Below are 21895 nucleotides of genomic sequence, written 5' to 3'. Positions count from 1 at the left end.
TGCAGTGGTTGTGCCAAGTGCCGATTTGGCTGGATGTGTTCAGTCTGGCGTCAATGTATCGAGAGAATTCGCCTCTTAGTGGTGCAGCATCCAGTACAGCAGCACCAAATTGATCAGCAGCGACAGCACGGCCAACGTTTGCCAGACCTTCAGCGGTTCGCGCTCCAGCAGTGGTTTTGGCCGCAGGCTCAATTCGCGGCGGTCTGCCTGCTCCAGTACCAGCAGCCATTCCTCGGCCGTTTCATAGCGTTGCTCGGGTTGGGCGGCAACTGCGCGCTCCAGGCTCTGTTGCAGCCAGTCGGGCAGGTCGGGACGGTAACGGCTGGCGCTGACCGGCGTGGCGAACCTGGGCCGTTGAAAGGCTTCGATTTCGCCGTAGGGATAATGCCCGGTGAGCAGGTAATACAAGGTCACGCCGACGGCATACAAATCCTGTTGCGGGGTAGGGCGCTCGCCATTGAAGGCTTCCGGAGCGATAAAGCTCGGCGTGCCGGGTAACAGATGCGCGCGATCCTCGGAGAGCCCGGGGCAGTAAGCCAGGCCGAAGTCCAGCACGCGCAATTCGCCATCGTCGCCCAGCAGCAGGTTTTCGGGCTTGATGTCGCGGTGCAGGATCTGCCGCCGGTGCAGCAACCCGACCGCGCGCAACAGACGCTCGGCCAGAGATTGCCACTGCGCCAGCGGCAATGGGCCCTGGTGCTTGAACAGTGCGGCCAAGGTTTGCCCAGAATATTCGCGCATCACGTAGTACAAATGCTGACGACCACTGGCTGGATGGACTTCAGGAAACGCCCGGCCGGCGACCCGGCGCAGGAACCACTCCTCCGACAGCAGCGCCTGGGCGGCGAACACGTCATCGTCGTGGCTGACCGGCAAGGTCTTCAACAACCAAGCCTGTTGCTGGGCGTCTCGTACTCGGTAAAGCAGGGATTGGCGACTTTGCCCCAACGTTGCTTCCACCTGCCAGCCTTCAAAGCGTTGGCCGGCTTTCAGGGGCGGCGGCAGTGGCCATTGCTGCAACTGCACCAGTGCATCGCCGAGGGTGGCGGCGCCGAGTTGGTCGACACGCACCAGCAGGGCGCTGGCGTTGTCCTGGCTGCCCGCCAGGTGCGCGGCGCTGACCAGTGTGTTTACGGCAAGGTCCAGGTTCGACTGTTCCCGCAGGACCGCGCCAATGGCGTGATCGCCCAATGTCGCCCACACACCGTCACTGAGCATTAGAAAACATTCGCCGGCACGCAACTCGCCGTCGAGGAAGTCCAGCACGAGATGTTGATCGAGCCCCATGGCGCGCTTGAGCACATGCTGCATGCCCGGTTGCTCCCAGACGTGCTCTTCGCTGAGGCGTTGCAACTCACCATCGAGCCAGCGATACACCCGGCAGTCTCCCACATGGGCCAGGGTGAAACGCTGGCCGCGAAACACCAGGGCACTGAGGGTGGTCAGCAGCGGCAGGCCGCCACCGTTGGCTTGCAACCAGCGATTTTGCGCCACCAACAGGCGCTCCAGCGCCTGGGCCACGCCCCAGGTTTGCGGTGTGGCGTAGTAGTCCAGGGCCAGGGCTTGCAAGGTCGAGCGTGCGGCCAGTCCACCATCGGCGCATTGGCTGACGCCATCGGCGATGGCGCACAGGTAACCTTTGCTGGCAGCCAGCTCCGGGGAGGGTGTGACCAGGCGTAAGGCGTCCTGGTTTTCCTGGCGGGGGCCGGTGGCGCTGGCCTGGGCGAAGCTCAGTTGCAGTGCCATCAGACCCGCGCAGCCGTTACGGCCGCCGAGCCCCAGGTGGTTCTCCAGCGACGCTTGACGCCGTACAGGCCAAACCAGGCCAGCACGCCGAGGCTGGCGAACAACCACAGTGCCAGTTGATAGCTGCCGGTGCTCTGCTTGATCGCGCCCATGCCTGCTGCCAGGGCAAAACCGCCGATACCGCCGGCCATGCCGATCAGGCCGGTCATCACGCCGATTTCCCGATGAAAGCGCTGGGGCACCAGTTGGAAAACTGCACCGTTACCGGCACCCAAACCGAGCATGGTGCAGACGAAAAGCGCCAGGGCGGCGTAGGAACTTGGCAGGTTGAAACCTACTGCGGCGATGCAGACCGCGGCCACGCCGTACATGCCGAGCAGGGTACGAATCCCGCCAAACCTGTCGGCCAGGGCGCCGCCCAGCGGACGCATCAGGCTGCCGCCGAACACGCAGGCGGCGGTGTAGTAACCGGCGGTAACCGGGCTGAGGCCGTATTGGTCGTTGAAGTAGCCGGGCAGGGCGCTGGCCAGGCCGATAAAGCCGCCGAACGTCACGCTGTAGAAGAACATGAACCACCAACTGTCGCGGTCGCCCAAGGCTTTGAAGTAGTCAGCCATGGATTTGGCCTTGGGCCGTTGCGGGGCATTGCGGGCGAGCCAGGCGAAAACGATCAGCGTCAGGATCAGCGGGATCAGTGCGAAGCCGAACACATTGCTCCAGCCAAACGCGGCGGCGAGCACCGGTGCCAGCAAGGCCGCAAACACCGTCCCCGAGTTGCCGGCGCCGGCGATGCCCATCGCCTTGCCCTGGTGTTCGGCGGGGTACCACTGGGACGCCAGGGGCAGCGCGACGGCAAACGAGGCGCCGGCCATGCCGAGGAACATGCCTAGCAGCAGGGCTTGTTCGTAGCTGTGGATCCCCAGTTTCCAGGCACCGAAGAGGGCGCAGATGACGATCACCTGGCCAATCAGGCCGGCGGTCTTGGGAGAGAGTTTGTCGGCGAGCATGCCCATCAGGAAGCGCAGCACGGCGCCGGCCAGGATAGGGGTGGCGACCACCAGGCCGCGTTGTTGGGTGGTGAGGTGCAGGTCGGCGGCGATTTGCACCGCCAGGGGGCCTAATAAGTACCAGACCATGAAACTCAGGTCGAAATACAGGAACGCGGCGAACAGGGTCGGGGTATGACCGGATTTCCAGAAGCTTGATTTCATCACGCACCTCAGCGGTAAGGGGACTTATGAGAAGGCCTGGTGATGGAGCGGCTGTGGCCACCCCACCGGCCCCGGGCTATGGGGCCAAAACGAAAAAACGCCGCCACCGGGTTCGCTGGGGCGAACCGGGTGTGCGACGTCTTTGTCGTGGAGGGGGCAACCGCCGTTGGCTACCTGTGGGGATTCTTTAGCAAGAGGTGGGCCAACAAGGGGGGGCGTTGTGGTGTGGTGTACATATCCGTTGCTGCGGTAACGGCTGCTTATGGTTCCGCTCTTACAGCGGGTCACTTTTGGCAAACGCCCCAAAAGTAACCAAAAGGTCTTTGCCCCACCACTCGGTGCCTCGCCTGGGCTCGGCATGCCCGCAATCAGACCCGTCTCCGCGGGCTGCCGCGACGGGCCATCCATGGCCCGGCGCGGCTAAATCGGCATCCTTGCCGATTTACCCGCTCCACCGTGCCTGCTTGCGGCCATCGTGGTTGACGGGGCCTGCAGATCAAGGTCAACAGCAAGAGCACGGCGGCCTGAAAGCCGACCTGAGTGTTAAAAGCAAGGCGTAGGAGCTGGCTTGCCGGCGATGCAGGCGACTCGGTTTTTCAGATACACCCAGGTGATGCCATCGCCGGCAAGCCAGCTCCTACGGGCGTGTTCGCTGTTGATTTGGCTTTTAACACTCAAGCCGGCCTGTAGGCCGCTGTGTTCTTGATCTGTTGTTGATCTTGATCTGACTGCCCCATTCAGCCCGAGGCCGAACGCAGGGATTGAGGAGCGGGTAAACCGGCAGGACGCCGGTTTAGCCGCGACGGGCCAGGGACGGGCCGTCGCGGCGGCCCGCGGAGCAATTCCGGAGTGAGGGCACACCGAGCCTAGGCGAGGTGCCGACAGGCGGGGCAGAGCGTTTTGGTTACTTTTGCGCTTTTCAAAAGTGAGCCGCTGTAAGAGCGGAACCATAAGTAGCCGTTACCTAAATAACGGATACACCCCCCGGCCCACCCCTCACCCCAACAACTCACTCATGGCAATAATCTGCTCCGCCACCTGAATCAGCTTCTGCTGCCGACTCATCGCCTGACGCCGCATCAGCGTGTAGGCGTCTTCCTCGTTACACCCCTTCATTTTCATCAACAGCCCCTTGGCCGTCTCAATCCGCTTACGCTCCGCCAACTGCTGATCCCGCGCCTGCAACTGCGCGCGCATCGCCTGGTCACTCTCAAACCGTGCCATCGCCACATCCAGAATCGGCTGCAACCGCTGCGCCTGAATCCCCTCGACAATGTACGCACTGACCCCCGACTTGATCGCCTGACGCATCACCCCCGGATCATGCTCATCGGTAAACATCACAATCGGTCGCGGCTGGTCGCGGCTGACCAGTACCACTTGCTCCATCACATCGCGCCCCGGCGACTCGGTGTCGATCAAAATCACATCCGGACGCACCGCTTCGACCCGCGCCGGCAGGTCGATCGTCAACCCCGACTCATCAATCACTTCAAACCCGGCCTCGGTCAACGCAGCCTTGAGCCGCCCCACCTTGCGCGGCGTGTCATTGATCAACAGGATTCGCAACATAATGTCCTCCTGTCAGCGCAAGGCTTGGCGGCTGGCAACGTCTGCCATGGCGTGCAGGCGAAAGCTGCGGGCATACCCGGCCGGGTCCGAGCCATCCCAGACCTTGCCGTCGATCAACTGGCTGCTGCGCATCGCCTCGCCACCAGCAGGTACACCCACGGCACTGGCCGCCTGGCGATAGATGTCCAGTTGTTGCACACGCCGGGCGACGCCGAGGTAATCCGGGTCTTCGCGCAGCAGGCCCCAGCGGCGGAACTGGGTCATAAACCACATGCCATCAGACAGGTACGGCAAGTTGACCTCGCCGTTGCCAAAAAAACGCAGTGCGTGGGGATCTTGCCAGTGGTTGCCCAGGCCGTCGTCATAGTTACCCAGCAGGCGTGGCTCGATGCAATCAAGGGGGGCGTCGAGGTATTGCGGGGCGCTCAGTAGTTGCGCGGTGGAGCGGCGGTTTTCTGTGCTTTCCTCGATGAACCGGCTGGCCTGCAGGATCGCCATCACCAGCACCCGAGCCGTATTGGGGTATTGCTCGACAAACGCCTGCGTGCAGCCGAGGACTTTTTCCGGGTGATCCGGCCAGAGCGCCTGGGTCGTGGCCAGGGTGAACCCCTGGTTTTGCTTCACTGCACTGGCGCACCAAGGCTCACCCACACAAAACCCGTCGATACGGTTGGCTTGCAGGTGCGCAACCATTTGCGGCGGTGGCACCACCACGCTGTCCACATCCTGCAACGGGTGAATGCCTTGGCTGGCCAGCCAGTAATACAACCACATGGCGTGGGTGCCCGTGGGAAAGGTCTGGGCGAAGGTGAGTTTTGTTCGGCTTTGGTGCACGTGGCGATCCAGTGCTTCAGGACTGGTCACCCCCAACTGTTGCAGGCCACGGGAAAGGTTGATGCTCTGCCCGTTCTGGTTCAGGCCCATCAGCACGGCCATGTCGGTGGCCGCCACGCCGCCAATGCCCAGGTGCACGGCATAGATCAGGCCGTACAGGCTGTGGGCGGCATCCAATTCGCCGCTGACCAGGTTGTCCCGCAGGCTGGCCCACGAGGACTGACGTTTGAGGTTTAACGTCAGCCCATAGGGCTGGGCGAAGCCCTGGGTGGCGGCGACCACCACCGAGGCGCAATCGCTCAGGGCCATGAAACCAAGGTTTAGGCTGCTCTTTTCCGGGGCATCGCTGCCGTTGACCCACGCCAGGGGTTCACTCATCACTGCGCACCTTTCATAAAAAAACGCCGTTCCGCCGGGCCACTCGTCGGGTGGCCCGGAGGTAACGACGTCGTTGTCCTTGAACCCGTACCGCCGCTGGCGCGGGTTGCGATAAGCAAGGCAAAGCAAGGCACATGCCACGGGCCGGTAAAAGGCAGCGGGCCGTCAGCTTCCCATCAGGATTGAAACGGGCTTGCCTCGCAGTATGGCCGCTCCTTGATCCCGGGCAGTGGGTGCATGTTGGTCAATCGCCGCCGTTTTGCGACTGTGTTTTTCTGGCTGTTGATGCTGGGCAGTTCCTGCGTGCTCGCACAGCCGTACCAGGCCCATGATGAAAGCCTGCACACCTTTTTTACCGCGCTTTCCTTGCCGTTGGGGCAGCCGATCGTCGTCAGCCAGGCAGCGGCGCGCAAGCGCATCAGCGGAGCGTTCGACTTCGATTCGGCTCAACCGCTGCTGGAATCGGTCGCCGGGCAACACGGCTTGATCTGGTACAGCGACGGGCAAGTGCTTTACCTCTATGACGCCGACGAGGCGAAAAGCTCGGTGGTGACCCTGCGGCACATTTCGGTCGATACCTTGCGCGGGTTCATGCGCCGCTCGGGGCTGGACGAGGCGCGCTATCCGCTACGGGCAAGCGGGGCGCGGGTGTTCTATGTGTCCGGGCCACCGAACTATGTCGACCACGTGCTGCGCCTGGCCCAACTGATGGACCGCCAGCGTGCGGAACTGCGCATGGGGTCGCAGCGGATCGGCGTGGTGCAGGTACTCAACACCCACGTTGCCGACCGCGAGTACTACATGGGCGACAGAACCGTCACCGTACCGGGCATGGCCTCAATGATTGAAAAACTGCTGGCGGTCGAGCAGCAGGGTGCATCTGCGCGGCCACCCGGATTACTGGCGGACAAGACACTTTCGGTGCTGGCATACCCGGACACCAACAGTTTGTTGATCAAGGGGAAGCCTGCGCAGGTGAGCTTTATCCAACAACTGGTGGCGGAACTGGATGTGCCGAAACGCGCGGTGGAGGTTTCGTTGTGGCTGGTGGATGTGGATCGTGACGAACTCAAGAAGCTGGGCGCGGCGCTGCATAAAGGGGCTGGCCAGCCTACTTCAACCCGCGTCATGGCGCCTTTCGAGGACGACGTGTTCATGAAGCGGATCACCGCACTGGAGCAACGCAGGCGAGCGAAGGTCACGGTGCTGCCGGTGATTCTTGCCCAGGAGAATGTGCCGGCGGTTTTCAACGACAACCAGACGCTCTATTTGCCCAGGCCGGGTGAAGACGGTGATGAGTGGCAACCGGTGGTCTACGGCACACAGGTCAGTGTGCTAGCGCGCTTCGCCGAGGCGAATGACATCGAGATGCAGCTCACCGTCGAGGATGGCCGCCAGGTGGGCAAGGCGGGCAGTCGCGACAAACGCTTGGCGGCGATAGAGCACATGGGGATCAATACGGTGGTGCGTGTAGCTCCTGGCAGGCGGCTGCTGGTGGGGGATTTTCAGCGTGATTCCGTAGCGGCCTTGTCTGGTCGCTACCACGGGCCCATGGCCAATAGCGTGCGGTTGTTTGTGATTCAGGCGACGGCCGTGGGGGATGCCTTGCATGCAGGTGCGGGGCCGGGCCAGGCACCGCCGTTGACACCCTCCCAGCATGAGCGGGTGAAACGAGCATTTAGCCGCGTGCCTGAGGAGTAAACATATTGAAAAGTCCTACGTAACCAGTCCGAAAAAAACCGTGCCTGTGGGCTTTTGCCTCTCCTATACAGCGGATGAGCTTTTTATAGTCGCACTCTTTTTTGGAATACCAGTAGTGGAAATGAGGTACGAATGGCCGTGGTGAGTGATGGGGTACTGGCTGCCCCCATGGTCTTTGATCGTTGGACGTTGCACGGCGACGGCAGGTTGACCGGCGAAGGCTGCGACCTGCAGCTACCGCCCAAGGAGTCGCAAGTGCTACGCCTGTTGCTGGCCTCGGCCGGTGTGCTGGTGACCAAGGACCACTTGTTGGAACAGGCATGGCCCCATAACGAGGCCACGGAGGAGTCCCTGACCCGTTGCATCTGTTCATTACGCAAATATTTGAAGGGCGGCAGGGCGTTGATCAAAACGGTATACGGCAAAGGGTACCGCGTGACCTGTGCGGTCAAGGTGACGAGCCTCACGGCGAACCCTGTCTGTACCACCTGCGGCCGGGCGCAGGCATGAAAGGCACCTGGCCCAAGGCCTTGCTGCTGCTCGTGATCGGCGCTGGCAGTGAAGCCCGGGCGTATTGCTGGGCAGAGGCCGCCAACCGGTATGGCATTGAGCCGGAGCTGCTGCAGGCCATTGCTGCGGTGGAGTCGGGTTATCGCGCCGAGGCCATGAATCACGCCAACAACAACGGCACCCGTGATATCGGGCTGATGCAGATCAACAGCATTCACCTGCCACGCCTGCTCAAGAAGGGCATCACCGAACAACGCTTGCTGGATGAGCCTTGCCTGTCCGTGGAGGTGGGGGCATCGATCCTTGCCGACTTTGTCAAACAGTTCGGCTACAACTGGACGGCGATCGGCTCCTACAATGTGGGCGGCGGGCCCGGGCCGCGGCGTGAAGAACTACGCCTTCGCTACGCGCAAAAAATTTGGGTCCGCTACGAAGAACTGATGGTGCACCGCAACTGACGATTGGACGGCACGCCTCGCATGCAGCCCTTTACCCCGGCTATAATCGCCGCCACCTTTCGCCGCCATCCGAGTCAAGCCCGCCCATGTATACCCTGGCCCGCCAGCTGTTGTTCAAACTCTCTCCGGAAACCTCCCACGACCTGTCCCTGGATTTGATCGGTGCCGGTGGCCGCCTGGGGCTCAATGGTCTGGTGTGCAAGGCCCCGGCTAAAGTGCCGGTGTCGGTGATGGGGCTCGACTTCCCCAACCCGGTAGGCCTGGCAGCCGGCCTGGACAAGAACGGTGCGGCCATCGACGGTTTTGCGCAGTTGGGTTTTGGCTTTGTCGAAATTGGCACCGTGACCCCGCGGCCGCAGCCGGGCAACCCCAAGCCGCGCATTTTCCGCTTGCCGGAAGCCGAGGCGATCATCAATCGCATGGGCTTCAACAACCTGGGGGTGGATAACTTGCTGTCGCGGGTTCAGGCGGCCAAGTACAAAGGCATCCTGGGGATCAACATCGGCAAGAACTTCGACACGCCGGTGGAGCGTGCCGTGGATGACTACCTGATTTGCCTGGACAAGGTCTACGCCCACGCCAGCTATGTCACGGTTAACGTCAGCTCGCCGAACACCCCGGGCCTGCGCAGCCTGCAGTTTGGCGACTCACTCAAGCAGTTGCTTGAAGCCTTGCGCCAGCGCCAGGAAGACCTGGCTGTGCGTCACGGCAAGCGTGTGCCCTTGGCAATCAAGATTGCCCCGGACATGAGCGACGAAGAAACCGTGCTGGTGGCCCAGGCCCTGATGGATTCGGGCATGGATGCAGTGATTGCCACCAACACCACCTTAATCCGTGTTGGTGTCGAAGGCCTGGCCTTTGGTGACGAGGCGGGCGGCCTATCCGGTGCGCCAGTGCGTGACCAGAGCACCCACATCGTCAAGGTGCTGGCAGCCGAGTTGGCAGGGCGTTTACCGATCATTGCCGTGGGCGGCATCACCGAAGGCAAGCACGCGGCCGAGAAAATCGCCGCCGGCGCGAGCCTGGTGCAGTTGTATTCCGGCTTTATCTACAAGGGCCCGGCGTTGATTCGCCAGGCGGTGGATGCGATCGCGGCGTTGCCACGAGGCTGACAGCAGGCAATAAAAAGGGCTCCTTGAAGGAGCCCCTGGGCCGAAGCCCGCCGCCCGGATGGGGCGTGCGTGGTTAAGGGGTTGCGTATTCGTGCTGGTGTCGGAATTAAATGCCCTTGATTAGCCGACGGCGTGAAGTTCGTTGAGTCTGTGGATTCCCGCAGTGCCAGTCATACCGTCCCAGTTGTCGCCGCGTCCTTCTCGCCAGCCGTTGATCCAGGCTTGGCGTACCGACGGTAGAGTAAATGGGCAAAGCTCACGGGATTTGCCATGAACGCCATATTGATATCCGCGTAAAAATGCTCTTTCCAACGGATCACGCTTAAGTCTTCTCATAGGGTGTTTCCCTCACTTGTTGACTGTCTTGATATCCTTCGGCCCCGTCTGGGGTCGGGCAGAGTTTTTCTGCCGTTGGTGCGCTCGCTGCCGGCGTGGCGAGCACTGTGTCGGCGTCGTTACGGCGCCAACCTGTGTTGAGTTCTAACCAATAGGTCACATGGATTCAATGATCGTTTTGTCATAAGCACGTAACGATAATGATGCTATAGCCATAAGCTGGCATGGCTTTTCGCCCCTTTTATTGGGCAAACCCAGCTATGATGTGCGCTTCAAAGAGGATGGGTTTAATCCTTTAGTGAGAATGCCCCCCCTTTGCAGTCGGTTATTATTCGACGAAGGGTCAGAATATTTCTTTTTGTTGCATCAAATACTTGAACTGCCCCGCCAATAAAGGCCTATAGGCCTGTATCCGGGGTGGAACGGCACATTCGTGCCACACGAGCGTTCTTCAAGAAAAGCGCTTGATTGAAAACCGAACGCGCGATGCGTCGCCCGTTCACTTATTGCTGAATAAGCCTGGATTACCCATGTCGGACCGTTTTGAACTCTTCCTCACTTGCCCCAAGGGCCTCGAAGGCCTGCTGATCGAGGAAGCCGTCGGGCTTGGCCTTGAGGAAGCCCGGGAGCACACCTCGGCCGTGCGCGGCATGGCCGACATGGAAACCGCCTACCGCCTGTGCCTGTGGTCGCGCCTGGCCAACCGCGTGTTGCTGGTGCTCAAGCGCTTCCCGATGAAGGATGCCGAAGACCTCTACCACGGCGTGCTCGACATCGAGTGGGAAGACCACATGCTCGCCGACGGCACCCTGGCCGTTGAATTCAGCGGCCATGGCTCGGGCATCGACAACACTCACTTCGGCGCGCTGAAGGTCAAGGATGCGATTGTCGACAAGCTGCGCACCCCGACCGGCGAACGTCCGTCCATCGACAAGATCAACCCGGACCTGCGCATTCACCTGCGCCTGGACCGTGGCGAAGCGATTCTCTCCCTCGACCTGTCCGGCCACAGCCTGCACCAGCGCGGCTACCGCCTGCAGCAGGGTGCTGCACCGTTGAAAGAGAACCTGGCGGCAGCGATCCTGATCCGCTCCGGCTGGCCGCGCATCGCTGCCGAAGGCGGCGCGCTGACCGACCCGATGTGCGGCGTGGGTACCTTCCTGGTGGAAGGCGCGATGATCGCCGCCGACATGGCCCCCAACCTCAACCGTGAGCTGTGGGGTTTCACCGCCTGGCTTGGCCACGTTCCGGCGATGTGGAAAAAGCTGCACACAGAGGCCAGCGAGCGTGCCGCCATCGGCATGGCCAAGCCACCGCTGTGGGTCCGTGGTTACGAAGCTGACCCACGCCTGATCCAGCCTGCCCGCAACAACATCGAACGCGCGGGCCTGAGCCACTGGATCAAGATTTACCAGGGCGAAGTCGGCACCTTCGAACCGCGTCCGGACCAGAACCAAAAGGGCCTGGTGATCTGCAACCCGCCGTACGGCGAGCGTCTGGGTGATGAAGCCAGCCTGTTGTACCTCTACCAGAACCTCGGCGAGCGTCTGCGCCAGGCGTGCCTGGGCTGGGAAGCGGCGGTGTTCACCGGTGCCCCGGACCTGGGCAAGCGCATGGGGATCCGCAGCCACAAACAGTATTCGTTCTGGAACGGCGCCTTGCCGTGCAAACTGCTGCTGATCAAGGTCAACCCGGACCAGTTCGTCACCGGCGAGCGTCGCACCCCGGAGCAACGCCAGGCCGAACGCGAGCAGGCGGCCTACGACCAGGCGCCGACCGAGCCGCAAGAGCGCCAGTACAACAAGAACGGTAACCCGATCAAACCCGCCCCGGCCCCGGTGGTCGAGCAGGCGCGCTTGAGCGAAGGCGGGCAGATGTTTGCCAACCGCCTGCAAAAAAACCTGAAGCTGCTGGGCAAGTGGGCCAAGCGCGAAGGCGTTGATTGCTACCGTGTGTACGATGCCGACATGCCCGAATACTCCATGGCCATCGACCTGTACCACGACTGGGTTCACGTCCAGGAATACGTGGCGCCCAAGTCCATCGACCCGGAAAAAGCCTCGGCACGCATGTTCGATGCGCTGGCGGCCATTCCCCAGGCACTGGGCATCGACAAGAACCGCGTAGTGGTCAAGCGTCGCGAGCGCCAGAGCGGCACCAAGCAGTACGAGCGCCAGAGCGCCCAGGGCAAGTTCACCGAAGTCAGCGAAGGTGGCGTCAAGCTGTTGGTCAACCTGACCGATTATCTGGACACGGGCCTGTTCCTCGACCACCGGCCGATGCGCATGCGTATCCAGAAGGAGGCGGCCGGCAAGCGCTTCCTCAACCTGTATTGCTACACCGCCACCGCCAGTGTGCACGCCGCCAAGGGTGGCGCGCGCAGCACCACCAGCGTCGACCTGTCGAAAACCTACCTGGACTGGGCGCGTCGCAACTTCTCGCTCAACGGTTTCTCCGACAAGAACCGCCTGGAGCAGGGCGACGTGATGGCGTGGCTGGAGGCCAGCCGCGATGAGTTCGACATGATCTTCATCGACCCGCCGACCTTCTCCAATTCCAAGCGCATGGAAGGCATCTTCGACGTGCAGCGTGACCACGTGCAGTTGCTGGACCTGGCCATGGCGCGCCTGGCACCGGGCGGCGTGTTGTACTTCTCGAACAACTTCCGCAAGTTCCAGCTGGAAGACAACCTCGTCGAGCGGTACGCCGTCGAGGAGATCAGTGATAAAACCATCGACCCGGATTTTGCGCGCAACGCCAAGATCCACCGCGCGTGGAAAATCACCGCTCGCTGATCGCACACCGCTAAAGCCGCAAGCCCGGATTATTCTGGCCTTGCGGCTTTTTTGCGCTGGTCAAACGCAAGCCCTGTGGCTATAACTTAACGCCTGGCCAAAGTGACGCACCCGCACGCTGGCGTTCCGAGGCTTGTCTATGCCGCTGCATGCCGTGCGCCCGAAAATCCTAGGCTTTATCAGCGAGCAGGTGTCGGCGTGGCTGGTGGCAGTGGTGGTGTTTCTGACAGGGGTCGCGTTGACGATCATCGTCGCCTGGGCCGCCTCCGGTCTCTATCAGCAGCAGATGCGCCAGCGCTTTCAGTTGCTGGTCAACGAGCGTTACAGCCGCCTCCAGGAACGCTTCGAGGACCAGGAGCAACGCCTGGGCAGCCTGCGACGGTTCTTCGTCAATTCCACTACAGTCTCACGCAAAGAGTTCGACGGTTTCGCGCAGCCCTTGCTGTTGCGCGCGCGCGCCTATGCCTGGGCGCCGCGGGTTTCCCGTGACCAGCGCAGCGCGTTTGAGCAGGAGATGACGGCCGAGCGCGGTGCGAGCTTTTCCATTCGCGAATTGAACGCGGCAGGCGAGTTGGCCCCGGCCAACGCACGCGATGAGTATGTGCCGGTGCTATACAGCCAAACCCAGAGCCTGCTCGGCTCGCCGCTGGGTTTTGACCTGCTGGCCCAGCCATTGCGGCGCTCGACGGTTGAGCGCGCGCAACAGTCAGGGAAAATGGCCGTGTCCCAGCCCATGCACCTGGTGGGTGTGGAGCCGGCCTACGCCATGGGCGTGCTGTTGGTGGCGCCGGTCAGCCGGGCGCCGACCACACAAGTGCCCACCAGTGAGCCTTATGGCTACGTGATGGCGGTGATCAGCATGCGCCAACTGGTGGCCGACGGCTTGCCCAAGGCCGACCGGGACAACCTGGTGATGCAGATTGTCGACACCTCCGACACCGAAGAACGCGTGCTCTACGAATCCAGCAACGCCGTGGCAGACAGCGACCTGATGGCCGCGCGCCGGCTGACGCTTGGCGACCACATCTACGCCTTGAGCCTGCGGCCCAGCCAGGTGTTCCAGCAGGGCAGCCACTCTTCGCTGCTCAGTATCCTGGTCATGGGCAGCCTGCTTAGCCTGCTGCTCAGTGCGTTGCTCTATGTGCTGGTCAGCCAGCGCCAGCGCGCATTGAAGCTGGTGGAGCAGCGCACCGCCCAGTTGCGTCAGCGTGAGCAGGAACTGCGGGGCACCCACGGCCAACTGCGCAGCGTGCTCAATGCGGCCACCCAAGTAGCGATCATCGCCACGGACCTTCGTGGTGTCATCACCACGTTCAACGCGGGCGCCGAGCAGATGCTGGGCTTTGAGGCGAATGAAGTCCTGGGCCACCTGACCCTCGAAAGCCTGCACCTGGCACCCGAGCTGGAGGCCCGCTCTGTGCAGTTAAGCGCAGCACTGGGCAAGCGCATCCCGCCTGGCCAAGCGATGCTGGTGGACAGCGCCGATACGGTGCACGAGGCCCGTGAGTGGACGCTGGTGCGCAAGGATGCCAGCCAACTGACGGTGAACATGCTCGCCACGGTATTGCTGGATGAGCATGGCTTGTGGGTCGGGCACCTGGCCATCTGCCTGGACGTCACCGAGCAGAAGCGCGCCTATGAGGCGCTGGCCGCCCGGGATCGCCTGCTGAAAAAACTCAGCGCCCATGTGCCCGGCGGTATTTTCCAGTTCATCCTGGAGTCGAACGATGCCTCGCGTTTCCTGTATGCCAGTGATGGCATCCGCGATATCTACGAAATCGAGCCGGCGTTGTTGCAGCAGGATGCGCGAAAGGTCTTCGAGCGGATTCACCCGCTGGATGTCGAGCGGGTGCGTGAGTCCATTCGGCTGTCTACCCTGCAGTTGAGCCATTGGCGCGAAGAATACCGGGTGCAATTGCCCCGTCGCGGGCTGCGCTGGGTTCGCGGCGAGGCGACGCCGGAGGAGCTGCCCGGCGGCGGTACGATATGGCATGGCTATGTGTCGGATATATCCGACCTTAAGCGGGTAGAGGAAGAACTGCGGGCGTTGTCGATTACCGACTCACTGACGGGTATCCATAACCGCCGCTACTTCCAGGACCGCCTGAAGGCCGACATAATCCGAGTCAAGCGCGCCTCGGGAGCGTTGTCGGTGATCATGCTCGACATCGACCACTTCAAGCGCATCAACGACCAGCACGGCCATGCGGTGGGCGATGAAGTGCTCAAGGAGTTGTGCCGGCGCATCAGCCAGCGGTTGCGCCGCACGGATGTGTTCTGTCGCCTGGGAGGCGAAGAGTTCGTGGTGCTGTGCCCCAACACCGATGGCCTCCAGGCCTACAGCGTTGCCCTGGAGTTGTGGCAAGCGTTGCGCAGTGCACCGATGGAGGGTGTCGGGAGCGTGACAGCGAGCTTCGGGGTGGCCAGTTGGCGCGTCGAGGAGGGCGTTGACGGCTTGCTGTTGCGGGCGGATTCGGGGGTGTATGCGGCGAAGCAGGCGGGCCGGGATCGGGTCGAGGCAGAGCGCACGCTTGCCTGAAGTGCACGACCATTCAGGCTATTAGAGATCAATGTGGGAGCTGGCTTGCCTGCGATAGCACCACCTCGGTATTCCTGATCGACCGAGGCGTCTGCATCGCAGGCAAGCCAGCTCCCACATTTGATATTTGCTGCTGTTAGAGGATCGGGGCCGCAGCCGCCAGCTTCGGCTGGCGATACAGGTCCAGCAGCACCTGGTCGAGCACTGAAGACGCGCCCCACGGTTTTGTATCGTTGAGAATCGCCACCACCGCCCAGGTGTTGCCGTTGTTATCGCGGCTGAACCCGGCAATCGCGCGCACGGTATTCAGGGTGCCGGTCTTGATGTGAGCTTCACCGCGCATGGCCGTGGTCTTCAGGCGTTTGCGCATGGTGCCGTCGGTACCGGCAATCGGCAGCGAGCTGATGTACTCCGCCGCGTACGGGCTTCTCCACGCCGCTTGCAGCATGGTCGCCATCTCGCGGGCGCTGACCCGTTCGGCACGGGACAGGCCGGAGCCGTTCTCCATCACCAGGTGCGGCGCCGTGATGCCCTTTTTCGCCAGCCACTGGCGCACCACACGCTGGGCGGCCTTCGCATCGTCGCCATCGGCGTCGGTGCGGTATTGCGCGCCCAGGCTCAGGAACAACTGCTGGGCCATGGTGTTGTTACTGTATTTGTTGATGTCGCGGATGATTTCCGCCAGGTCCGGCGAGAACGCCCGGGCCAATACTTTGGCGTTCTTCGGCACTGGCGCCTGGATATCACGGCCCTGGATACTGCCGCCCAGTTCCTTCCAGATCGCCCGAACGGCGCCGGCGGTGTAGGTGGCGTGGTCCAGCAACGATAGATAAGTCTGCGAACTGCAGCCGTCCGCCAACTGGCCGCTGACGGTCACGGTAACGCTGCCGTCGGCGGCAGTCATCGGGCTGTAGCGCACATCGCCGGTGCATTGCTTGGCGTTGGAGACCTTGACCTGGTTGTCGATGCGAATGCTTGCAATCGGCGGCTCGACCGACACCAGCACCTTGCCCGAATCATTGCGGGTCACGAAGCGCAGCGCCTTGAGATTGACCATCAGGGCATCGGGCTTGACCAGGAACGGTTTGTTTTCGTCGTTGCCATCGTCATTGAATTCCGGCAACTGCGGTGGGAGGAAGAAGCCGCGGTCCAGCACCAGGTCGCCAGTCACTTGCTGTACGCCATTGGCCCGCAGGTCGCGCATCAGCAGCCAGAGTTTTTCCATGTTCAGCTTGGGATCGCCGCCGCCCTTGAGGTACAGGTTACCGTTAAGGATGCCGCCGCTCAGGGTGCCGTCGGTGTAGAACTCGGTTTTCCACTGGTGGTTGGGGCCGAGCATTTCCAGGGCCGCGTAGGTGGTAACCAGCTTCATGGTAGAGGCCGGGTTGACCGACACGTCGGCGTTGAACACGGTCGGCGTGCCCGGGCCGTTGAGGGGGATCATCACCAGGGACAGGGCATTGTTTTGCAGCTTGGCTTTCTGGAGGGCTTCCTGGACCTTGGGCGGCAAGGAGGTGTTGATCGGGGCGGCGGTGACGGAAAAGGCCAGGGGGAGAAGAAAACTGGCGAGTAACAGTGGACGCAAAGATTTGATCATAAGAATTTAAACCCTACTGCTGAGGGGTGAAAAAGGTGAGGGGTATGTACGAAAAATCCCTCAATGGTCATGAAAGTGTCGGCATTATGCCCCAAGGCTGGCGCACTTGTGCCTGAACGATAGCTGCAATTGGCGGTTTTTTTCACGGGCACTCTGCCGCCCGTCCCAGAGAATCGGGCAAAGGCCTGCTTAAACTGCTAAAGTGCCGCCCGTTATTACTTAAGAGGATTGTTCCAATGGCGACTAACCGTTCCCGGCGTCTGCGCAAAAAACTGTGCGTTGATGAATTTCAAGAGCTGGGTTTCGAACTGAACCTGGACTTCAAAGAAGGTTTGGACGATGAAGCGGTTGACGCTTTCCTCGAAGCATTCCTGACTGAAGCAATGGACGGCAACGGCCTGGACTACGTCGGCGGTGATGACTTCGGTCTGGTTTGCAAAGCCACCCGTGGTTCGGTCAACGAAGAACAGCGTGCCGCTGTTGAAGCGTGGCTGAAGGCTCGTCCAGAGCTGACCCGCGTTGAAGTCAGCGCCCTGTTGGACGCTTGGCATCCAGAAAAGCCGATCAACCCGGCAGCCTGATGTCATGAAAAAGCGACCCGCCCGGGTCGCTTTTTCGTTACCGGGTCTTAAAGAATCAGGCCTTGCGCCAGTTCAGAATCACCAGCGTCAACACCCCCGCAACAATCCCCCAGAACGCCGACCCGATGGAAAACAACGTCAGCCCTGACGCTGTGACCATAAAAGTGATCAACGCAGCTTCCCGTTCCCTGGGCTCATTCATGGCGATGCTCAGGCCATTGATGATCGAGCCAAACAACGCCAGCGCCGCAATCGACAGCACCAGCTCCTTGGGCAGCGCCGCGAACAACGCAGCCAATGTCGCGCCGAACACCCCGGCAATCCCGTAGAAAATCCCGCACCAGAGCGCTGCGGTGTAGCGCTTGTTGCGATCCTCATGGGCATGGGGCCCGGTGCAGATCGCCGCGCTGATGGCGGCCAGGTTGATGCCATGGGAGCCAAACGGCGCCAGCACCAACGAGGCAAGGCCCGTGGTGGTGATCAAGGGCGAGGCCGGCACGTTATAACCGTCGGCCCGCAGCACCGCGATCCCCGGCATGTTTTGCGAGGTCATGGCCACCACGAACAGCGGGATGCCGATGCTGATGGTCGCGGCCAGGGAGAAGTGCGGCGTGGTCCACACCGGCGTCGCCACCTCCAGGTGGAAGCCGCTGAAATCCAGCAGCCCCATCAACCCGGACAGCGCGGTGCCGATCAGCAAGGCTGCGAGCACCGCGTAGCGCGGCGACAGGCGCTTGATGATCAGGTAAGTGAAAAACATCCCCAGCACCAGCCCGGTACGGTGCTGCGCGGCGACGAAAATCTCGCTGCCGATCTTGAACAGAATCCCCGCCAGCAAGGCGGCCGCCAGTGACGCCGGGATGCGCTTGACGAGTTTTTCGAAGCTGCCGGTCAGCCCGCAGATCGTCACCAGCACCGCGCAGGTGATGTAGGCGCCGATGGCTTCGCCGTAGCTCACGCCGCCCAGGCTGGTGATCAACAGCGCCGCGCCCGGCGTGGACCAGGCGATGGTGATCGGCGTGCGATAGCGCAGGGACAGGCCAATGCTGCACACCGCCATGCCGATGGAGATCGCCCAGATCCACGAGGAAATCTGCGCCGTGGTCAGGCCGGCGGCCTGGCCTGCCTGAAACATCAACACCAGCGAACTGGTGTAGCCGGTCATCATGGCAATGAAACCGGCGACAACGGCCGAAGGCGAAGTGTCGGCCAGTGGGCGTAATCGCGCTTGGGGGACGTCGGACATGGGGCGGTGTTCCTTATGCCTGGGGCTTTTTGTAGGAGCGAATGCAGAATCAAGCCTAAACTCAAACGTAACGATTCATTGCAATACAGCCGGCGCCGCAAACAGCCGTACAGTGTGTTGGCGCGACGGGTTGTGTACAATGTGCGCTGATTTTACGCGATACTTGCCAGCGACCCTCTGTGCCGTATTACAGTCAACGTCAATTCGCCGCCGTTCTCCCGACCCGAGTGCCCATGAACGAACAGTTGCAGCCCCTCAAGAAACAACCGCGAGCCGGTAAGGCCGGTCGCAGTGGAACCCAGGACGATATCGTCTACGCGCATATCTTCGAGGCGATCCTCGAACAACGCTTGGCGCCCGGTACCAAATTGAGTGAAGAAGCGCTGGGCGAAATCTTCGGTGTGAGCCGCACCATCATTCGCCGCGCGCTGTCGCGCCTGGCCCATGAAGGCGTGGTATTGCTGCGGCCCAATCGCGGCGCGGTAGTGGCCAGCCCGAGTGTCGAGGAAGCCCGTCAGGTGTTCCTGGCCCGGCGCCTGGTGGAACGTGCGATCACTGAATTGGCGGTGCAGCATGCCACGGCCGAGCAACTGGCCGAGCTGCGGCAGATGGTCAACGACGAGCGCGACAGCTTTTCCCGGGGTGATCGCGGCGCGGGTATCCGGCTTTCCGGCGAGTTTCACCTGAAGCTGGCCGAGGCGGCGAAGAACGCCCCGTTGATCAGCTTCCAGCGCAGCCTGGTGTCCCAGACCTCGTTGATCATCGCCCAGTACGAAAGCGGCAACCGCTCGCACTGTTCCTACGATGAGCACACCCAGTTGATCGACGCGATCGAAGCGCGAGATGCGGATCTGGCGGTGAACCTGATGATGCACCACATGGATCACATCGACAGCAAGCTCAACCTCGACGAGGAAAGCGCGTCGGATGACCTGCACGCGGTGTTCTCGCACTTGTTGCAGACCAAGAAGCCGGGTCGCTCGTCTGTAAAGTTGTAAACCCGATCAAAAATGTGGGAGCTGGCTTGCCTGCGATAGCATCACCTCGGTATCACTGATACACCGAGGTGTCTGCATCGCAGGCAAGCCAGCTCCCACATTTGGTTTGTAGTGTTTGCTCAATCAGCGTTGGTGCACCAATTGCCCCGCCGCGTACGTCTGCAACACCGCCCGGTCATCCCCCAGCGTCATCAACACAAACAACGTCTCGGCAATGTTATTGGCCTGCTTCAGGCGATAGCTGAGTAGCGGCGTGGCGTTGTAATCCAGCACCAAAAAGTCGGCGTCAGTGCCTGGTTGCAGCGTGCCGATCTTGTCTTCCAGGCGCAGTGCCCGCGCACCCCCCAGGGTCGCCAGGTACAACGACTTGAACGGACTCAGCCGCGCGCCTTGCAACTGCATCACCTTGTACGCTTCATTCAACGTTTGCAGCAGCGAGAAGCTGGTGCCGCCACCGACGTCCGTGCCCAGGCCGACATTCAACTTGTGCTTCTCCGCCATCGGCAGGTTGAACAGCCCGCTGCCCAGGAAGAAGTTCGACGTCGGGCAGAACGCGACCGCCGAACCTGCCTCTGCCAGCCGCGCGCATTCGTCGTCGCACAGGTGCACACCATGGGCGAACACCGAGCGTTCACCCAGCAGTTTGTAATGGTCGTACACGTCCAGGTAGCCCTTGCGCTCCGGGAACAGCGCTTTGACCCATTCCACTTCCTGCAGGTTTTCACTGATGTGCGTCTGCATGTACAGGTCCGGGTATTCCCCCAGCAACTGCCCGGCGAGGGTCAGTTGTTCCGGCGTACTGGTCGGTGCGAAACGTGGCGTCACCGCGTAGTGCAAACGGCCCTTGCCATGCCAGCGCTCGATCAGTGCCTTGCTTTCCAGGTAGCCCGATTCGGCGGTGTCGGTCAGATAGTCCGGCGCGTTGCGGTCCATCATCACTTTGCCGGCGATCATGCGCAGGTCGAGCTTCTCGGCTGCTTCAAAAAACGAGTTCACCGACTGCGGGTGCACGCTGCCGAATACCAGCGCGGTGGTGGTGCCGTTGCGCAGCAGTTCCTTGATGAAAATATCCGCGACTTCTTCGGCATAGGCCTTGTCCGCGAACTGGCTTTCACACGGGAAGGTGTACGTGTTGAGCCAGTCGAGCAGTTGCTCGCCATAGGCGCCGACCATGCCGGTTTGCGGCAGGTGAATGTGGGTGTCGATCAGGCCTGGGGTAATCAATGCGTCCTGGTAATGGGTGACTTCGATGTCGGCGGGCAGGCTGGCGAGCAGCTCGCTGGCATGGCCCACGGCGCTGATCTGGCCGTTGTCGATCACCAGCAGGCCGTCTTCGAAATACTCGTAGGAGGCTTCGATGCCTACCTCGGCAGGGTCGGCGATGCTGTGCAAAATGGCGGCACGGTAGGCTTTGCGAGTCAAAGGCATGGTCGTCTCAGTTCGTGGCTTGGCTGCGGCGTGAAACCGGCAGCAGTTTGGCAATGGGTTCGGCGCTCGCAGTGTGCTGGCCGAAGTTGGCGTTATAGGTGGCGATGATTTCGCCGGCAATGGAGATGGCGATTTCCACAGGCAGTTTGCCTTTGACCTCGCCCAACCCCATCGGGCAACGCATGCGTTGCAACTGCGCGGTGTCGAAACCGCGATCCCGCAGGCGGTGTTCAAACTTGACGCGCTTGGTCTTCGAGCCGATCAGGCCGAAGTAGGTGAAGTCATTGCGCTTGAGCAGGGCGGCGGTCAGCTCCAGGTCCAGCGCATGGTTGTGGGTCATGACGATGCAGTAACTGCCCACAGGCAGGTTGTCGATTTCATCCACCGGCTCTTCGCTGACGATTTTACGCACGCCTTGGGGGATGTGTTCCGGGAATTCCTGTTCCCGGGAATCGATCCAGCGTACCCGGCACGGCAGGCTGGCCAGCAGCGGCACCAGCGCACGACCCACATGGCCGGCACCAAACACCGCGATCTGCGCCTGCACCTGGCCCATCGGTTCAAACAACAGCACCGTCACGCCGCCGCAGCACTGGCCCAGGCTGGCGCCGAGGCTGAAGCGCTCCAGATGGGTGTTCTGCTGGCCGCGCACGAGCATGTCCCGGGCGATCTGCATCGCCTTGTATTCCAGGTGCCCGCCACCGATGGTGTCGAACGTGTGGGCGGCGCTGATGACCATCTTCGAGCCGGCATTGCGCGGCGTGGAGCCGAGCTCTTCGATGATGGTCACCAGCACGCAGGGTTCACCCTGGTTCTGCAGGTCGGCGAGGGCGCTGATCCAGTTGTTCATGTT

General features: G+C 61.7%; 17 protein-coding genes. 8 read left to right on the top strand and 9 right to left on the bottom strand.

The genetic code is table 11. The features are described 5' to 3' along the window. Window positions 1-75: 75 nt before the first annotated feature. The 4 genes from ACZRN6_RS01685 to ACZRN6_RS01670 form a co-directional block, all read right to left on the bottom strand. Window positions 76-1746: a protein kinase domain-containing protein gene (locus ACZRN6_RS01685; protein ID WP_464007069.1), complete on the bottom strand. Its 1671-nt coding sequence runs from the start codon at window positions 1744-1746 to the stop codon at window positions 76-78. Further along, window positions 1746-2957 carry a nitrate/nitrite transporter gene (locus ACZRN6_RS01680; protein WP_088424572.1) on the bottom strand — a complete coding sequence of 404 codons (1212 nt, stop codon included), beginning with the start codon at window positions 2955-2957 and terminating at the stop codon, window positions 1746-1748. Before ACZRN6_RS01680 ends, ACZRN6_RS01685 begins: the two co-directional genes overlap by 1 nt. A gap of 996 nt (window positions 2958-3953) precedes the next feature. Next, window positions 3954-4529: an ANTAR domain-containing response regulator gene (locus tag ACZRN6_RS01675; protein ID WP_322143911.1), complete on the bottom strand. Its 576-nt coding sequence runs from the start codon at window positions 4527-4529 to the stop codon at window positions 3954-3956. Between the two features lie 12 nt (window positions 4530-4541). Further along, window positions 4542-5741 (bottom strand): CmpA/NrtA family ABC transporter substrate-binding protein, encoded by a 1200-nt coding sequence (locus tag ACZRN6_RS01670; protein ID WP_322143912.1) that lies wholly within the window; start codon window positions 5739-5741, stop codon window positions 4542-4544. Window positions 5742-5978: 237 nt separating this feature from the next. Between ACZRN6_RS01670 and sctC the strand changes: the two genes are divergently transcribed. The 4 genes from sctC to ACZRN6_RS01650 all read left to right on the top strand — a co-directional run bounded on the left by sctC (window position 5979) and on the right by ACZRN6_RS01650 (window position 9522). Beyond that, window positions 5979-7442 carry a type III secretion system outer membrane ring subunit SctC gene (gene sctC, locus ACZRN6_RS01665; RefSeq protein WP_464007068.1) on the top strand — a complete coding sequence of 488 codons (1464 nt, stop codon included), beginning with the start codon at window positions 5979-5981 and terminating at the stop codon, window positions 7440-7442. A 132-nt stretch (window positions 7443-7574) separates the two neighbouring features. After that, on the top strand, window positions 7575-7952 hold the full coding sequence (locus tag ACZRN6_RS01660) for a winged helix-turn-helix domain-containing protein (RefSeq protein WP_464007067.1): 378 nt from the start codon (window positions 7575-7577) through the stop codon (window positions 7950-7952). Continuing rightward, window positions 7949-8410 carry a transglycosylase SLT domain-containing protein gene (locus ACZRN6_RS01655; RefSeq protein WP_322143915.1) on the top strand — a complete coding sequence of 154 codons (462 nt, stop codon included), beginning with the start codon at window positions 7949-7951 and terminating at the stop codon, window positions 8408-8410. The genes ACZRN6_RS01660 and ACZRN6_RS01655 overlap by 4 nt, the downstream gene beginning before the upstream one ends. An 86-nt stretch (window positions 8411-8496) precedes the next feature. Then, window positions 8497-9522, top strand: coding sequence for a quinone-dependent dihydroorotate dehydrogenase (locus ACZRN6_RS01650; protein WP_464007066.1), 1026 nt, complete (start codon window positions 8497-8499; stop codon window positions 9520-9522). A gap of 120 nt (window positions 9523-9642) precedes the next feature. On the opposite strand, the gene rmf is transcribed toward ACZRN6_RS01650, so the two are convergent. Continuing rightward, window positions 9643-9858, bottom strand: coding sequence for a ribosome modulation factor (gene rmf / locus ACZRN6_RS01645; protein ID WP_002553055.1), 216 nt, complete (start codon window positions 9856-9858; stop codon window positions 9643-9645). 530 nt (window positions 9859-10388) lie between these two features. On the opposite strand from rmf, the gene rlmKL reads away from it, so the two are divergent. Then, window positions 10389-12653, top strand: coding sequence for a bifunctional 23S rRNA (guanine(2069)-N(7))-methyltransferase RlmK/23S rRNA (guanine(2445)-N(2))-methyltransferase RlmL (rlmKL, locus tag ACZRN6_RS01640; RefSeq protein ID WP_464007065.1), 2265 nt, complete (start codon window positions 10389-10391; stop codon window positions 12651-12653). A 139-nt stretch (window positions 12654-12792) separates the two neighbouring features. Further along, window positions 12793-15192, top strand: a complete 2400-nt coding sequence (locus ACZRN6_RS01635; protein WP_464007064.1) for a sensor domain-containing diguanylate cyclase — start codon at window positions 12793-12795, stop codon at window positions 15190-15192. A 136-nt stretch (window positions 15193-15328) separates the two neighbouring features. Here ACZRN6_RS01635 and dacB read toward each other — a convergent pair whose 3' ends face one another. Then, window positions 15329-16789, bottom strand: a complete 1461-nt coding sequence (dacB, locus tag ACZRN6_RS01630; protein WP_322143919.1) for a D-alanyl-D-alanine carboxypeptidase/D-alanyl-D-alanine endopeptidase — start codon at window positions 16787-16789, stop codon at window positions 15329-15331. 236 nt (window positions 16790-17025) lie between these two features. Here dacB and ACZRN6_RS01625 point away from each other — a divergent pair, with 236 nt between their 5' ends. Then, window positions 17026-17370, top strand: a complete 345-nt coding sequence (locus tag ACZRN6_RS01625; RefSeq protein WP_322143920.1) for a YggL family protein — start codon at window positions 17026-17028, stop codon at window positions 17368-17370. A gap of 55 nt (window positions 17371-17425) precedes the next feature. Here ACZRN6_RS01625 and ACZRN6_RS01620 read toward each other — a convergent pair whose 3' ends face one another. Further along, complete coding sequence (locus tag ACZRN6_RS01620) at window positions 17426-18616, bottom strand: benzoate/H(+) symporter BenE family transporter (protein ID WP_322143921.1); 1191 nt, start codon at window positions 18614-18616, stop codon at window positions 17426-17428. A 233-nt stretch (window positions 18617-18849) separates the two neighbouring features. Between ACZRN6_RS01620 and ACZRN6_RS01615 the strand changes: the two genes are divergently transcribed. Next, on the top strand, window positions 18850-19614 hold the full coding sequence (locus ACZRN6_RS01615) for a GntR family transcriptional regulator (protein WP_003219095.1): 765 nt from the start codon (window positions 18850-18852) through the stop codon (window positions 19612-19614). 123 nt (window positions 19615-19737) lie between these two features. Here the strand turns inward: ACZRN6_RS01615 and guaD are convergent, their stop codons facing one another. Together guaD and xdhC are read right to left on the bottom strand one after the other, a co-directional pair. Next, window positions 19738-21042: a guanine deaminase gene (guaD, locus tag ACZRN6_RS01610; RefSeq protein WP_464007063.1), complete on the bottom strand. Its 1305-nt coding sequence runs from the start codon at window positions 21040-21042 to the stop codon at window positions 19738-19740. Window positions 21043-21049: 7 nt separating this feature from the next. Beyond that, window positions 21050-21892, bottom strand: a complete 843-nt coding sequence (gene xdhC / locus ACZRN6_RS01605) for a xanthine dehydrogenase accessory protein XdhC (RefSeq protein ID WP_322143923.1) — start codon at window positions 21890-21892, stop codon at window positions 21050-21052. Between the last annotated feature and the right edge of the window lie 3 nt (window positions 21893-21895).

The organism is Pseudomonas sp. A125, from assembly GCF_055409485.1.
The sequence above is the reverse complement of the archived record's forward strand: the minus strand, read 5'-3'. Positions and strand labels throughout refer to the sequence as shown.